The organism is Campylobacterota bacterium, from assembly GCA_020633995.1.
Classification (GTDB): Bacteria; Babelota; Babeliae; order Babelales; family RVW-14; genus JACKCO01.
In genome coordinates this window covers 189,123-205,761 of sequence record JACKCO010000003.1, presented here as the reverse complement: position 1 = coordinate 205,761, position 16,639 = coordinate 189,123, and the positions used below count along the sequence as shown (strand labels likewise).

Genomic DNA, 16,639 nt, shown 5'->3' with positions numbered 1-16,639 from the left:
AAAAGAGCCGGCTGATTGTTATACCAGCCGGCTCTTTTTTTTAAAAGGAGTATTTTAGAACTTCTTGATGTCGCGCAACTTCCAGTACTCGCGTACAAGTTTTGTTGAACCGGCAATAGCCACCAGGCCATCACGTTCATCAACAACTGAGCTTTGTGTTGCTTGTTCAAAAGCTTGAGCAAAGGTTGCACATGCTTTTGCTTTTACGTTCAGTTCTTTAGCCATCATAGCCAAGTCTTGTGGATCGTGGCAAGCATCGCCAGGCAGTGGAACAAAGAAAACTTGTCCGCTTACTTTTTTAAGCAAGTAGCGAATAAGCTTGAGCGTTTCCATTGCGTTGGTTGATTTGCTTAAGCCAAGGACCAATGCAAGGCCCTTGAGTGGCTTTTGATAATGCAGTAAGCGCACACCCAAAAAGAAGTTGGTAAATGCGTCAAGGTTGTTTGCATTATCAAGCAAGATTGATGGTTTTTCTTTATTTAACAGATCAAAACGACTCTTGAGCAAGTCAAACTCTTCGCCCCAAAAGCTTTTGAGTGTTTTGATTGGGTTAAGTTCAGCGTGACGTTTTGCCTCAATGGTTGGACGACCACGTTGACCTTTTTGTGTTGCAAGCAGATTGCCGCGCAAGAATGGTGAAAATTTACCTTTTATGTCTTCAACATAAATTTGGACGATACGTTCACCAAGTGATGCAATGCGACCATACAATTGTTCAAAAATGTATGGCAACTGAGCAAGCTTGCGAATAGGCATAGCCCATTTGATACCTTTTTCTTCGCACAATGTTTTCATTTTTTGAAGACGAAGTTTGCTTTGTTCCGCTGAAATAAACCAGCAGTTACCTTTAGCAATGTTCATCATTTCAAATGCTGCATCGTCAAGATCGTCACTGAGCAAGCCTTTACTGTCGTTTGCAACACGAGTAATGGCTGCAATGAGTGGTGTGCAGATGCTTGTAGCATCGTATTTACCACCATAGCCAACTTCAAGCAAGCAAACATTAACGTTTTCTTGTTTGAAATACAGCAGTGATGCGATGGTCATAATTTCAAAAGCTGTTGCTGCAATATTGTTGTCTTGAGCAGCATTGATAACGTCGTTGACGATATCAGTAAACGCCTTGTTTTGAATATGAGTGAAGTCGATATTTACACGCTCGTTGTACGTAAGCGTGTGTGTTGAATAGGCGGCACCAACCTTAAATCCCTCTTCTTTGAGTAACTTGCTGGCAAAATGAATTGTTGAGCTCTTGCCATTTGTTCCACCAACCAAAACAACATCGAGTTGTTTGCTGATGTTACCAAATTGCTTATCAAGTGCTTGCATGCGAGTTAAAACATTCGGACTGTAATCCATTTCTGGTAGCGAGTCCAAATATTCAACAACTTCATTGTAGTTGCGCACTTTTCCAAGCGGGACATGAACCTTCTGGCGTGAAACTTCTGTTGCTGTGTTCATCGTGTGCCTTCCTCTTTTTGTGGTTTAAAGCATTCAATCGTTATCATTGAGAATACTTTGTGCCCGATTAAACTTCGTGTAATGCAAAAAATTGCGGCCTAGACAGTATTGCTGTTGGACAATAAGCCCAGGATAGGGCGTTATTTTTAATATCCGATTAGTATAACCGGATTGGCGTTTCTTTGAGAAGTTATGTCAATTTAAAAATAACTTATAGTTTATGGTAGTTTATTTTTTCTAAACTGTCAAATAGGCCTAAGTTCTTTTTATTCATTTTTCAAACATGCAAAAAAACCTCCCAATGCGTAGATTCGCTGTATATGGTGCTGGGCGTGTGCTTTTGCTCTGTTGTTAAATAAAAAAAATAATTATGTTACAAATAGAAATGTTTTCAGACTGTGTTGATACAGGGATTTCAAGAGAAAAGGAGTCATCCCCGAGTCCAAGACTGGTCATCTCCGACAGTCCCCACGAAAGTGGGGATCGGGGATCTATTTTTACTTAATACAGGGGATAGCTTTGATATGCAAACTCGTCACCCTGGACGTCGATCCACTACTGTCCAAAGTATTTTGAAATAAGTTTTTTGCGGGACACACATTTCCCCTTTGGGTCATCCCCGACTCCGATCGGGGATCTCCTTTGTAAGAATCATACAACCTTTACATCATTTATTTCACTTTTAATTTTTTGGATCCCCGATCAAGCCGGGGATGACAAATTTTTTTTCTGCATACAACTTTGTTAGTCGCAACGCTTTAACTCCCCAGCAGATACTTCAGCACTCTGGACAGTAATGGACGTCGATCCAGGGTCCATTTCTAAAGATCAAACCTACTGTTTTACCTGAGTCTAAAGTGTTGATACCGGCTCATGGGCCGGTGTGACGAGGCTTGTAGATGCTTGTTGTTAGAGATACAACTTTTTAGTTCTCCAGGTAGATACCCTCAGTACTTTAGGCAGTTGTAGGCTTGATTTAGCGTTGTCTGTTTTCCTGACAAAAAATATCATTAATCGACTGCCAGCTTACCAAATCAGGCCTGCTGCGCCCCTGGTCTTGGCCACCAGCAAAGACAACAAAGCTTTCAATGTTTTCGTCTGTGGCAAAGCTTTTCCAGTAATTAATGCCATCAAAAAAACGTTGATTAATTGTTCTGCTCGATTTAATCTCGACTAACGTAAGTTTTTGCCCCTCCTGGACAATGCAGTCTATTTCATGTCCTGTTTTATCACGCCAAAAGTAAACCTGTGGTGTTTTGCCACGGTTATAAAAATGCTTAAGTATTTCTGTAATGACCAGTGACTCAAAAAGTGCTCCCCGCTGTGAATGCAGAGCAAGCTCCTGTTGCTTGATACCGAGCAAATAACACATCAGGCCTGGGTCATAAAAATAGAGCTTTGGGCTTTTGATCAACCGTTTGCCAAAGTTTTTGTGAAATGGCTGTAGCAGGAAGATGACATAGCTTGCCTGGAGAACCGAAAGCCACTTTTTTGCTGTTGTATCGCTAATGCCGCAATCATTGCCCAAAGAGGTCAAATTGAGTACTTGCCCGGCACGTGCAGCACACAGCCTGACAAAGGTTTGAAAGGTCATCAAATCACCAACTTGAGCAAGCTGTCTGACGTCACGTTCGATGTAGGTGTGAAAGTAGTTTTGGTAAAGGCGCGCTGGCTCGATATTGTGTGCATATATGGCCGGATAAAACCCCTGATACAGCGTTGGTTCGATGTCTGTTGGTAGTATGTTATGCTTGCCCAACTCACCGGTTGAAAGCGGCAGTAGTGTGTGTATGCTTACTCGGCCAGCAAGCGACTGCCCAATCGCCTGATTCATTAAAAAGTTTTGCGATCCAGTTAGTACAAATTCTCCAGGCTTGCGCTGTTGGTCAACCATTGTTTGAATGTAGGATAGCAGCTCTGGTACGTGCTGAAACTCATCAATGATGATGCCATGTTCGTTAGCATTAGCCTTTAAAAATGTACGAGGGTCGTTTTTTGCTGCTGCACGCAGATCCAGGTCCTCAAGCGTGAGGTATACATGCTGGTTAAAAACGGTACGTGCTGTTGTTGTTTTGCCTGACTGACGTGGGCCTAAAATAGCAACAACGGGAAATGATTTTGCGCCTTCAATTATATCTTTTTCAGCACTACGAGCGATCATATAAACTCCTTACAAACTACTTATCCAAATCCAAACCTAAAAATCGAATTTGTCCAATATCGATTTATAGGTTGACTGGCAAGGGTAAATAAAGCAAGATTTTCTATAAAAAAGGGCCGGTCAAACCGGCCCTTAATGGTGTACTCAGTCGTAGAGCGACTAGTTTTTAATTATTTTAAAGGTCATCATCTTCGTCGGAGTCATAACCAGGCTCTTCGCCTGCTTTGATTGCTATCAAATCTTTAACGTTGGTATCAGCAACCTGAGCGACCGTTGGGCCATCAGAGTTTCCCCAGCCAGAGCCTCTATGCTGCGCAAATTTACTTGCACCATGCTCAAGCAGTAGCGTAACCATGTCTCGATTGCCTTGCTGTGCTGCAATGTGCAGTGGCGTGTAGTAGGTGTGTTGATCATAACCTTGTCCTACCCACTCAAAGTGAAATTCGTTTGGATTAACTGTATCATGCTCTAACAGCAACTTGGCTGCGCCAACATTGCCAGTTTTTACTGCATGATATAACGCGTTGCCTAGGTTACCAATGCCGAGTCGTATTTGTGCTTGCACTAATTTTTCCAGGGCCGTGTTTGTCTGTGGCAAATGGGTGATGCCAAGTTTATCATCAACGATGCCTTGCTCCCAAAGTTTGATTAGCTCATCAACAGCATTGTTTTCATCAGCTTCTTTGGTTTGGCTGCCTTGGGTGAATGCTTTGTAGATAGGTGCAAATTTTTCTTGCATTTCGCTGCCTGTCAGAGCGCCAAGTCCTTTGAGTAGCTTGATGATAAACGGCTTGTCTTCATCGCTGTCATCAATTGCTTGCGCCAGATCAAGGCATGTTGTTTTTTCATTATAAAGGTTTACTTGAGCGCCATGTTCAAGGGCAAGTTTGACAAAGTCAGGGTTACCAGACTTGATGCCATGCGTGAGTATGAGCTGAAGACGCTCAGGGGTGACGTCAAGCAAGCGATGCGTGAGCGCAAGGTATGTCCAGTCATAGGCGCCAAACATGACCATACTCTCGATTGTCTTTTTTTCATCTTCTTCGTCGAAATATTTGTTTAAAAATGCTCGTAATTGACATGGGTAGTCATTGACAAGGAGTGAGACAAGAGAGTTGAGTGGTTGATTTTTTAAAAAGTGAAGAATACCTACGCATTCCAGAAGTGTTGTACCTTCTTTACCACGTTCAAGGACAATTTTTGTTAGTGGGGTTATTTTTTTCTCTCTGAGCAGTTTACAACAGCGTGCTTCAAATGCATGTACTGCGCTTGGTTGGTTAAGTGCCTTCATGGCGAGCAGACCAAGCTTTCTTACTGCTTCGTCATGCTCGTGTTTGCTTGGAATACCGTATTTTTCAAGCAAATTTACCATCTTGCCAATGCGCTGTTCAAGCTCTGTGCGTTGTTCGGCCCATGTTTTTGCGTTGCTATCAATGGCATAAGTTTTTCGAAGTTTTTTAAGCTGTTCTTCAACCTTAGGCTCTTGACCAACAATATTTTTTAGCCGTTCGTAGTGGTTAAGTGCCTCTTTTGCTTGTTTTATTTTGTCATCTTTAAATGTTTGCGCATCATACGGGAAATACTCAATGTGTATGCCGTTTGCAAGCAGGAGCTCGAGCAGTTGAGGGTCGAAATTTTCAAACGCTTGGTTGGTTAGCTCATCCCCGATATCTTCTGGCTCGTATTCGACTGGCACGTGTGTGAGTAAGTAGGCGATTGTGTTGTAACTGTGCTCGTTGACGGCATAGGCGAGAGCATTGGTATTTTGTTGTTGGCCGGCATCACCTGTTTTTACGTCAAACGCATCACGCTTGCGGTTTTCAAACAACCAACGCAAAATTTGTGGATTGTCACTGTCAATAGCCTTTTTGGCTAAGTCAGATGTTTTTCCGTTTACGCTCAGGTCCCACACCAAGCCGTCGTAGCCAAGTGAGATAACATTAAGCAAGCAGCAGGCAGACCAGCCGAGTACCCAGGTTGGGTATGCGCGGTGTTCAATGCATTGACCTAACAGTTTTGAAAGTAGTTCAAGGCCTTGGGCAATGTGTGCTTTTTTTGCTTCCCACTGTGTTGTTTGATGAGCTGCACTGCAACTTGCAACGCTTTCACAAACAGGCAGCAAGTAAGCGTGTACAATCCCCAGCACAGCACCGACTCCTTTTGACTGCAGCATTGCAAGAGGTCCAGGTTTTGTGCCTTGTCCGCTGCTGTCAAACCCATCCAGTTCATCATCTTCGCCCATCAGGGTTGGTGCCATGTCTGCGAGTGTGCCAGCTAAGTAGCTGCCGGCAAAGAGTTTGTCAATCCGTTTGACCAGATCAGCAAAGTCAAGTGTTGCTGAGATTGCTTTGTAGTAAGGCATTACCCGCTCGTCACGGTTGATAAAAACTGCTGTTGCCGCGTTGGTCAGTCCGGCAAGGTCTGCAAGTGCGTGTGCTACATCAATAGCACTATCCTGTTTACTGAGTTGCCCTCCAGCACGTGCGGCTAGGCGCAGCCCTCCTTGTGCGAGTGCTGAGCCTAGCTGAACACATTCTGCTGTAGTGTAGTTTTGCCCACTGCTTGGTATCAGACTGCTGATAGCGTGTGGCATGCGTGGTAAGGTTGCTTCAAGGTGCGCTGTGCTAAGTGCGCTAACCAATAGGAGCGTAATTCTTTTTGTTTTATTTTTTGTCATAGTTCTTCTTTCTTTTTTTGTCTCTTGTTCTGTTTTTTCATCTCCGACTCCCTTGGGTTGTCCCCGGCTCGATCGGAGATCCAGATAATGGTTAGCCAAGTTCTGGGTTCCCATCGAGCTTGTCCTCTGGCTTGACCAGGGGAGACTTGATCCGGAATCCATTGTGTTGGCGTGGACACCGGCTCACAGGCCGGTGTGACGAGGGTTGTGTGCTGATCACCGTACAATTTTGTCTTCGTTCCTTGTCATTTTTTACGAGCCCGTTCTCTGGCTTGACCAGGGGGTCATCTCGACTGCCATCTTCGTCGTCCCGGCCACCGAGCCGGGATCCAGAGCTTGTAATTTCCTTGCCTACTTCCAGTCTCGAATTAACTGAGCGATTGCTTGATGGTGAGTATCATTTGTAAGGGTGGTTGCATCTTTTTCAGCGGTATATTTGTCCTTGTCTTGAAGCGTTTTATCTATACCGCGAGCAAGCAACAACTCAACAACTTCTTTATGTCCAGTGCGAGCAGCTTCGTGTAGTGCTGTACCATTGTACTGGCCGTGTTTGCCGTTTATGTCAACAAGGCCACTCTCAAGCAAAAGCTCAACGACATCTTTGTTACCGTTTGCTGCAGCCTGACATAGAGCCTTTTCTGGAATGTTTGTAGGTTGGTTTGCACCATGTTCACGCAGCAGTGCTGTCACGGCCTTAGCGTTATGTTTGCAATGTTCATACATAACGCTCAAGATTTCTTTATGCAGTGATACACCACGCTCAAGCATGAGCCTGACAAGTTCAACCTCACCAGCGGTGCAGCACTCTATGAAAATATCATTTTGGTTGAGATTGAGTGGAGCGTCACTTTCAAGAACTACTGTGGCAAAATTGCGTGCCTTGGTTTTTTCTTCAGCATCGTATGCGTGTGATACAGCTTCTACAAGCGCTCGAATATCGATACATTCTGGTGCATGCTGGCAAAGTGTACGCACCAGGCCCTCATGTTTGAAGTGAAGTGCAGCTTTAAATGCTCTTTCAGTAAAATCATGGTAAACCAAATAACCGTCTCTGACGTGTGCAGCAGCTTGATCAAGTAAGCCGTTTATTTGTTCTTGAGGAGTACCATGACCATTTATCTTACCAACAGTGTCATTAAAAAGTTTTTCCAAAGTGTCATATGTTTTTGCCTTGCTACCAAGAGCTGCAATGATGGCAGCTTTCCGAGCCTTTTCTTCTGAGCTTGTTCCACTGAGTGCTTGAGCAAGGTCAAGCATTGATTGATCACTAGAAGGCCAGCTATTTTTGATTTTGTTTACTGGCCAGCCATGTGTGACGAGTAATTTGACGTGTTTAACTTTTTTGCCTTCTATCGCTGTTTCCAGCAGTTGTGGTGCAAGCTGTTTGTTTAGACCACGCTCAAGTAGTAATTCAAGCAGCGAGGTGTCATGCTCATCTGCATATCTGACAGCAGCATCTAGTAGCTGATCGTTTGTGATTGGCACTACATGCTCAGCCACCAATTTGCACAACGCTTGGGTTGCATTTTTTCGTTCTTGCGCAGGCTTGTCGGGATCATACAAAACATTGTCAACATGAGCTTCAAGCATTCCATCCAGCTCATCCTTTTGTTTTGCGTTACGCGCTTTGAGTAGAGTTGCCAATTTTTCACGTGTTGATTCCCATTGAGCCAAGATTCTTGTGCCTTCTTCGGTACTGTGCAAAATGCTTTGCATATCATACTCAAACAGCCCTTGAAAAAGATTCGCATCGCGGATAAAACCTGTTTTCTGCATGTTTTTAAGTGTAAGTCCATGAATACCAAAATCATCTAAGTTTGGACAGGCACCATGGTTAAGAAGCCACTCAACCAGAGCAGTATCACCAGTTTTGAACGCGTGTATCACTGCGGTTGCCAGTGGCATTACTACGTTGCCACGAGAGTCAAATTTAACTGGGCGGTTAACTGCATGCGGGTCACGTGCTACCATAAACTCAAGCGCCATTATTTTTTGTTGTGTGTTGAGTTTTTCATCAACAATGATGTAGTCAAGTCCGGCGCACAGTGGTAACCAGCCGGTGTTGTGCAGTGCGAGGGCATCAAGCTGGCCGTGCTTGCCCATGTAGCGCAAGTGCTTAAGGCCTGAACCATCAGCAATATCACGCAGTGCGTGTTTAAAACGCATTGGCACTGAACCGTCGGCGTCAAATGTATGCCAAACGCCCTCGTAAACGACGCCAACAATATTTGCCAAGCTGCACACAGACCATGCAATCAACCATTTTGGATAGCGTCTGCTCTCAACACATTTTGCCAGCAGTTTTGTCAGCAGTTCAAGACCGTGAGCAACGTTGGCACGTTGTGCTTCCCACTCAAGGCTTTGATGTGCACCAACATAGCTTGCAAGTCCTTCACAGACTGGCAACAGGTAGGCGTGCATGATGTGCAAGGTTATATCAATTTTTTGTGCGTCAACATATTCGTAGGCTGGCTCAAGCAGGTCAACTTTGTCGTTGAGCATGTCTGCAATGTTTGGCGGTATAATGCCGGCAATGGTTTGTTCAAGCTTGCCGCCAGCTGCCAGTTTGTCGATGCGTCTGACCAAGTCGCCCATGTCAAGCGAGGCGCTGGCAAGTTTGTAGTACGGCAATGAGCGCGTGTCACGGTTTGCCAAAATGGTGATGGCGTTGAGAAGGTTGTTTGTGTCTGCTGCTATGTGCATGCCGTCAGTTATTTTTGTATTACCTACTTTGTAATGTTCGAGTGCACGTGCCATACCACGTAGGGGGCCTTGCAGCATGCCGGTAGTCAGCGCTGTCCACTCCGTTACGGAGTATTGTTTGCCAGACATGGTGGTTGCATCTGAGAGAAGGGATGATTTTGTTTTTTCATGTTTAGCGTGTAGCGGTGTGAGCGCAAGCATAGAGATAGCAAGAAGCGAACGAGAAAGTTTTGAGTTCATAAACAACCCCTTAGCAAAATTTTTGACCTACGTTTTTTTTGACAAAAAATAAGAAAACACAAATGTAGCACATTGTTTGGGACAAATCCAAAAAAGTTGGATTTGTGGTTTCTTTTGCTGTTGTTGTGTCGTGGATTATGGACCGTGGGCTTTGTTTTACTAAGTGAGCGTTAAGAGATCCTGAAATAATCCCCTGATCAAGTCAGAGGACATGATTTAGGATGAGGCAGTTACGGTGTTAGGATGTGCTCGTTATTAACTCAAAGCCAACAAAAAAGTGGTCATCCCCGAGTCCCATCGGGGATCTCGTTTGAAACATTTTTTATTGATCAGGAGCAACAATTAGTAATGAAAATAAGATTCCCGATCAGCCCCCGTGTCAAGCACGAGGACAGGCTTGGGAATGACCCCTACTCAATTGTATATGATTTTACAAACAGCACTTTGGACAGTAATGGGCTTGATCCGGAATCCATCGTGACACTGAAAAAGAGATCCCCGACTTCAAGACTCGTCATCCCGGCCGACAGTGTTTGTCATCCCGGGCCCTGTCCTCTTGCTTGACAAGGGGATACGAGCCGGGATCCAAATAATAGTGAGTCAAGTTGTATTAGAGTATCTTTCTCTGTAGGCTATGTTAGTTAAGAATATTTCCATAGTATTGAGTTTGTATAAAAAGGTTTGTAGGCATAAGGTTGATAAAAGAATTACGCTACAAGAGTTGCAAGAAATGTCGGAAAAAATGTTTGGGGCATTAACTTGCATCCATCCAAAAGCGGTAGCAATGAATTTATAGAGTTTGATTCAATGATTAACGTCAGGCCCTCTCAAAATAATGTGAGCAGAGGTGTTGAGGACGAGCAAGTGCGTGAGAAGATAAGAGATATTATCAAAAAATTGGTGGTACTATGAAGATGGCACGAATTATCCATAAAGACCTTCTTGAGTCTGGACGTTGGTTTAAACTATCGCTGCTTGAACAGCTTGCAAATGTTGGTAGTGATGTTGAGCGGGCAATATCATGGCGTAAAAAAGGTGATATGGAATATAGCCGTCAAGCATTTGAACGTGCACTTGAGCTAATTGATTTTACCATTGAAGATCCTAAAAATCGCAAGCGGCTTAAAGAGGTATTGCGCGTTCGTGAGTTTCTAGCAGATTATTTTGTTGGTGATAACCAGTATGGCTTTACTGATCAAGCGTGGCAGCAGTACTTTCTTCAGTTTGGATATGCTGCGGCAAAATTAAGGGGACGTTAAGCACCTTTTCGTGTTAATAAAAAAAAGCAGCTCCCGATATTTTTCGAGAGCTGCTTTTTTTATTGTCTGTGACTATTGAGTCTAGACTCCGGATCGAGCCCGGAACGATGAGAGTAGGTGTCTCATGTCCTTCCGTTTGTCGCTTTGCCGGCCTGTTCTCGTGTTTGACAGGGGATCATCCCCGTCCCTAATGTTCGTCATCCCCGACTCTGATCGGGGATCCAGATAATGATGAGTCAAGTTCTGGATTCCCACCTTCGTGGGAACGACGAAGGTGGGATGTAAGACATGTAACAATTCGTCTTGGACAGCTGTGGTGTGACAATTTGGTCATCCCGGCCTGTGAGCCGTGATCTACTCCCTACTGCTGTAATTCAGCCTCTGCTCGTGCTTTGAGCAAGTCTGCAACATCACTGTGACCGGCATTGCGAGCAACTGCTTCAGCTGTTTGGTGCTTGTAAGGGATACTTGCACGTGCGCCTTGGCTGAGCAAATATTCAACAATGGCTTGGTCGCCAGTTTTTGCTGCTTCATGTAGGGGCATGAATTTAGTGAAAGCAGTATTGACATTGATGCTGCTGTTGTGCAGCACAAGTTTAACCATGTCTAGGTTTTTACTTTTCAGTGCTTCCTGTAGAGAGTCATGATCCCCTACTGCTACCCCTACTGCTGCATGGACTTGTACATACTTGTCTTGCACGGCTTGGTCTAGCGTTTTCCTCTTAGTAGCATTATCTGGTAAAACATCACAATCTACAATGCCTTGTTTTGTCAATGCGTACCACGCATCAAGTGCGGCTATTTGCGCATCTTTGTCTGTGCCGTCAAATGCATCTTTGATTGATGTTGTTTTTTGGGCAATCTCTGCGTTGGTGAGTGCGCCATACTCTTTAAGCAGTGCAACGACTGCATCTTTTTTGTCAGAGGTAAGTGCTTGCGCATTATCAAGGCGCGACATATTCTGTTGTGAAAAATTAACCCATGCACCACGCTCAAGTAGCAGCATAATCGTTTCTAGGGAACCGTGCTTGATGGCTTCGTCTAAAACAGGTATTAAGTCAATTGGTTTACTGCCAATAAAACCAGCATCAAGCAGTGCGCCAAGCCAGTCAGTCCAGTCGTTTTGTACGAGCGTATTGATGCAAGAATTATGCACCAGGTATTGCTTGAAGTATATGTCCTTCATGCACAGTGCGTGGAACAAGTCATGAGCAGCATATGCTTTATCTTTGTCTGTGTGTTTTCGCAGGTCAACAATCAAATCTAGAAGAGAGTTATTGGTATAATAATGGTTTCCTGGATGTGTGTACCTGAATGTAATTTTTGGATCGATAGTGCCGAACGCTAGTTTTAACGCTAAAGCTTGTTCAAGCTCACGACCTTTTTCTTTTGGATCTGTAAGCGCCGCGTTGGCCATTGCGTCTAGTCTTACTTGATCAATGGTGTCTAGGGGAGTGCCGTCTTCTAGCTTGATATTTTTTTCCCACTCTTGCATCTCTTTGATTGTTTGCAGTAAAGCAATCATTCGTTGGCCACGAGCTTCAAGCTCTGCACGCTGTGCTGTCCAGTCCTGGTTGGGATCGATGCCGAGCTGTGCTTCGTGTTTTGTCATTTCAGCTTTTACTGCATCAGTAGGGTTGCTCTCATTTCTGAGTGATTCGTAGTGATCAAATGCTTTTTTGAATTCAGCTTCCTGGCCTCTTTTAAACGTTTCAAAGTCAGGATCAAAACGGTATATGGCGACGCCTTCGCCCAAGAGCCGTGTGAGCAGATCTTCATCAAGATTTGCAAATGCTTTTTGTACGAGATTTAGGGGATTATCAATATTGGTTGCGTGGAGCAAAAACTTTGTTGCATTGTGTTTGCGATTTTCAACAGCATAGTTGAGAGGATTTTGCTTGATGGTACGATCTTTATGATCGTGGATACTGACATTCAACACGCCACGTCGAGCTAAGTCACGCAGTGCTGCAGGGTTGTCATTATCAAGCGCTCGTTTTGCAATTAACGAAGTACTTTCGTCAAGACCCCACTCGCCGCCAGCCCAGTGATAGACAACCAGCGCAGTGTTTGCCACCGCGCATACCGCCCATGCAGCAAGCCAGGTTGGGCAGTTGTGGCTATGGATAATGCGTGAGAATATTTTTGAGAGCAGTTCAAGGTCGTAGGCAATGGCAGCGTGTTGTCCTTGAAAGTGTAGTGTCTTGTGTGCACCAACCAAGCTAGCAGTGCTTCCAGCAAGTTTGAGCAGTACGCCGTCGATGAGCTTGAGCACAAGGCCAAGTTCTTTTTTTGGAATAGTTACACGCTCGTCATCCCGGCCATCGAGACGAGATCCATAATTTGATGGTTCACTGCCTGCACCAAAAATTTTGCCACCAAACATTGCATCAATGCGTTTGACTAAGTCGGCAAAATCAAGCAGCCCAGAACCAAATTTTGCAACGGGTAGTTTTTTCCAATCTTCGCGTGCACGGTCGTCCATGTTTGCGTAGGCTGCAGCTGTGTTGACCAAGCCATTCAGGTCGGCAATGACGTGAGCTATGTTTGCGTCACTTACGCTTGCTAGCAGGCCAAGTGGTGCGCCGGTTACGGCGGTGTAAAGCTGTGTTTGCTCTTTCCAGTTATAGCCTTGGCGGTTTTTATAAGTGCTGAGTGGGTTGAGTGCACCCTTCAGTTCGCGGCCGTAGTTTTTTGCTCCGGCAAGTCCAGAGCCAGCTTGTGTTGCGCTGGTTGCCAGCAGGCACATGCTGAGCGCTAGCAGGGAGTTTCTTTTTTTATTTGTAGCAGTGTGTTTAGTCATATTTTTTTACCTTTTGGTTTTGTTTTTTTGTTTGACTTAAATTCTTGGCGTTATGCAAAGCCATATGTTCTGACTTGAAAAGAGTATGGTTTCAGTATTCCTTTAGAGGATAGACCTGGCAAGGAGTTTATGTAGTGTACTGTAAAAAAACTACCATACTTATATGTCGTGCTGAATTTATTTCAGCATCCAGATAATGATTTTTCCTATTTCTGGATCCTGAAACAAGTTCAGGAAGACGTGGCTTTGTATCTCTGCATTCAAGGTGACGTCTATCAAGTTCTGGACTCCCGCCGAGCTTGTCCTCTGGCTTGACCAGGGGGCGGGAACGGCGAAGTCTTGTTGTATGCTAGTTACTCATCTCGTCACACCGGCCTGCGAGCCGGTGTCCATATCGCCATCTCCGACTCCGATCGGGGATCTCTTTCTCGTGTCACGATGGATTCCGGATCAAGCCCGGAATGACGAGTGTAGAGTATGTAATGTTTTCTCAACTGAGCCTGTCCTCTGACTTGATCAGTGGATCACACCGGTTTGTGAGCCGGTGTCCATACCGCCATCCCAGACTTCACATCGTCATCCCGGCCACCGAGCCGGGATCTCTTCCTACTTTAACAACGGAGCCAGGTTTATCCGGCTCCGTTGTTTTGTTGTCTTGTAGATTATTATGTTAGACCTACTTTAGCAAGCTAATGATTTTTTCACGCTTTTCTATGGCATCTTTATCGTCAGCTGGAATATTATCGTGACCGTATGCTCTCCAGTAGAGATTGTTTTTGTCTTTATGTTCGGCCAGCTCAAGTGCTGTTTTGTCAGCAGCATTTTTGACGTCTTTGTCCGCACCGTTCTCAAGCATCAATGTGACCATTTCCGGACTGCCGTACACAGCGGCCATGTGCAGTGCCGTGATGCCTGTGTTGAAGTTGTTGTGTTGGATGTCTGCGTTGTTATGAGTAACGTGCGTACCTGCAATGTTTGGACATGCACCATGTTCTAGCAAGAGTGTGACAAGCTCTGTGTTGTCATCTTCAATTGCGAGGTGAAGTGCTGGCAGGTCTGGTTGATAATCGGTATACTGACTTGGTTTGACCCAAGCGGGCTGGTTAACATCAACACCCAGGCCAGCCTTAAGTACTGCTTTAAGCAGCGCAATGGCTTTTGCTTTTTTTTCATCAGTGTTGTTACGTACATGAGCCAATATAAAGTTAGCAATGTTCATTCCCCGCGGATTTTTTGTAAGTACGGCAAGCATCAGCTCAGTGTGTAGGTACTGGCAAGCAAGTTGGTACAGTGTTGTGTGAGTAGCGGCGTAATGTCCTGCTGTGTTTGTATCAATAGTTATGCTGATTGGCAGTGCTCCACTTTTAACCTGTGCTGCAAGTTCATTGAGCGCGGTTGTTTTTTCTGGAGTGGTGTCATTGGTCCAGATTTGTTGCGCAGCTGTCTGTGTGTCGTGTAGGCCCTTCGCACCTTTTTCAGTGAGTTTTGCTTTAACGGCACCTCGTTTTGCTTGATCAGTAATTCTATCAGCCCAAATCAGTGTTGATTGAAGAGCCTGGCTGCCTTGAGGCGCTACCAGCTGGGTTGCACTACAGCCTTTCTCAAGCAGGAGCAATGCACAATCCGGACGGTTTAAAGCAAGTGCCCAAATTAACTCGAGGTCATTGTTTGTAGGGTTAAAACCTTTTTGACAGCACAGCTCAAGCAGCTGTGTGTCGTCAAGCTCAATGGCAATGCGTGCAAGTGGTTTGTTTGCTCCGTCATGAGTGAATTTGTAGTCTGCTCTGAGCGTCCCATCATTGAGTGTATCAGTAATGAGTTTGACAAGAGCATCTTTAGTATGTTGTTCAAGTTTCTTGAGATCGTCGTTAGGGATTTTATTGATGATTTCTTGTCCAAGTTCTGCGTATGCTTTGGCGTCTTTTGTTTTAAAAACATCAACAAGTGCTTTGGCTCTGTTGGTGAGCTCTGCTTGCTCAACTTTACCAGCAGGACAATAGCATTGCAGAAAGGCATGGTCAGGGTAGCTTGCGCGACTAGGATCATTTGTAGTGAGTACGGAGTAAAGTGAGGTGGTCTGGTTGTCTTTGTCAAGCATGGTGACGTTTGGACATGCACCAAGGTCAAGCAGCGCTTGAGCAACACTGTTATCACCTGTCTTGAGCGCATGCATTGTTGCGGTGACTAGTGGTTTTTCGCCATTGACCGTTGTAGCATTAACATCAGCACCACGTGCAACCAAGAATTTGATCAATTCTACTTTTTTGCTTGCGCTAAGGTGCTGATCAACGATGACAAGCTCAAGTGGTGAGCATGGTTTTTTCCAGTGGTTGTTGTGCAGCGCGATGGTGTTGAGGTTTGCATGTTTTGCCAAGTAGCGCAGTTTGTTTTTGGCACCATGTTCGCTGAATGCTTTGAGAGCTTTTTTAAATTCTGTCGGGACACTGCCATCTTTTGCAATTTCACGCCAGCCAATGTCGTAGCCAATACTTGCAATGTTGGCAAGTGACAAGACGGACCAGGTTACTAGTGCTGTTGGGCAGTCATGACTAGCAATGCATTTTGAAAGTTGTTTTGAAAGCAGCTCAAGTGCTTGTGCAGTGTTTGCACGTACGCACTCGCCATGAGCGTTTTGTTGAGCGCCTACAACGCTTGCACCAGCTTCGCAAGCAGGGAGTAAGATGGTGTCGATAATGTAGAGCAAGCCGCCTACGGTCTTGGCATTTGCCTGTTGTATGTTGCGTGTGCGTTGGTTAGCTTTACCAGAATTTTTTTTTGCTTGAGCGTCAGCGTGAGCCTCTGCGCCTTTGGCGATACTAAGAACACGCATAAGCGCGTCGCCGCAGTCAATGAGTGCACCAAATGTTTTGTAGTTGAGTGGTACTGGTTTACCAGCAACATTGCGATCCCAAATGCGTTCGTCGCTATTTTGGTACGCTGCAAAAGCGTTGGTCAGTGAGACCAAGTCGGCAAGAAGTTCTGCACCGTTGGCTGCGCTTGCGTTTACATGTTTTAGGTGACGGGCAACGGGGTTGACAACAAATTTGCCAGCGCCTGTGAGTAGCTCGATGTACTCAAACGTGCTGTATGCTTGCTCTTCGTGCTTGGTTAGGCCTTGCAGGTCTGCAGCGATTGCTGAAGTTGCCTGTTTGATGTCACCAATGACATCTGCAAACATACTTTGCCCTGCGCAAAGTGCCGTGAGCACAAGCGTCAGGATTTTGTTTTTTGTGAAATGAGACATATGTGTCCTTTCATTTTGGGGGTTGTTGTTTTTCTTTTTACTTGGGTAAAGTCTCGTTCTTGCATCCTGCATTGTCATCTCCGACTCCAAA

At 45.0% G+C, this 16,639-nt stretch carries 7 protein-coding genes; 1 reads left to right on the top strand and 6 read right to left on the bottom strand.

From position 1 onward, the window contains the following. Nucleotides 1-54: 54 nt before the first annotated feature. From H6679_00715 to H6679_00700, 4 genes are all read right to left on the bottom strand, one after another. Entirely contained in the window at nucleotides 55-1,461 is a 1,407-nt protein-coding gene (locus tag H6679_00715; GenBank protein MCB9492777.1) for a hypothetical protein, read from the bottom strand. A gap of 976 nt (nucleotides 1,462-2,437) precedes the next feature. After that, entirely contained in the window at nucleotides 2,438-3,622 is a 1,185-nt protein-coding gene (locus H6679_00710; GenBank protein ID MCB9492776.1) for an ATP-binding protein, read from the bottom strand. Nucleotides 3,623-3,797: 175 nt separating this feature from the next. Then, nucleotides 3,798-6,299 (bottom strand): ankyrin repeat domain-containing protein, encoded by a 2,502-nt coding sequence (locus H6679_00705; GenBank protein ID MCB9492775.1) that lies wholly within the window; start codon nucleotides 6,297-6,299, stop codon nucleotides 3,798-3,800. 351 nt (nucleotides 6,300-6,650) lie between these two features. Next, nucleotides 6,651-9,242 carry an ankyrin repeat domain-containing protein gene (locus H6679_00700; GenBank protein MCB9492774.1) on the bottom strand — a complete coding sequence of 864 codons (2,592 nt, stop codon included), beginning with the start codon at nucleotides 9,240-9,242 and terminating at the stop codon, nucleotides 6,651-6,653. Between the two features lie 908 nt (nucleotides 9,243-10,150). On the opposite strand from H6679_00700, the gene H6679_00695 reads away from it, so the two are divergent. Further along, nucleotides 10,151-10,501, top strand: coding sequence for a hypothetical protein (locus H6679_00695; GenBank protein ID MCB9492773.1), 351 nt, complete (start codon nucleotides 10,151-10,153; stop codon nucleotides 10,499-10,501). Nucleotides 10,502-10,862: 361 nt separating this feature from the next. On the opposite strand, the gene H6679_00690 is transcribed toward H6679_00695, so the two are convergent. Further along, nucleotides 10,863-13,304: an ankyrin repeat domain-containing protein gene (locus H6679_00690; protein ID MCB9492772.1), complete on the bottom strand. Its 2,442-nt coding sequence runs from the start codon at nucleotides 13,302-13,304 to the stop codon at nucleotides 10,863-10,865. A gap of 676 nt (nucleotides 13,305-13,980) precedes the next feature. Further along, nucleotides 13,981-16,548 (bottom strand): ankyrin repeat domain-containing protein, encoded by a 2,568-nt coding sequence (locus H6679_00685; GenBank protein MCB9492771.1) that lies wholly within the window; start codon nucleotides 16,546-16,548, stop codon nucleotides 13,981-13,983. Nucleotides 16,549-16,639: the final 91 nt, after the last annotated feature.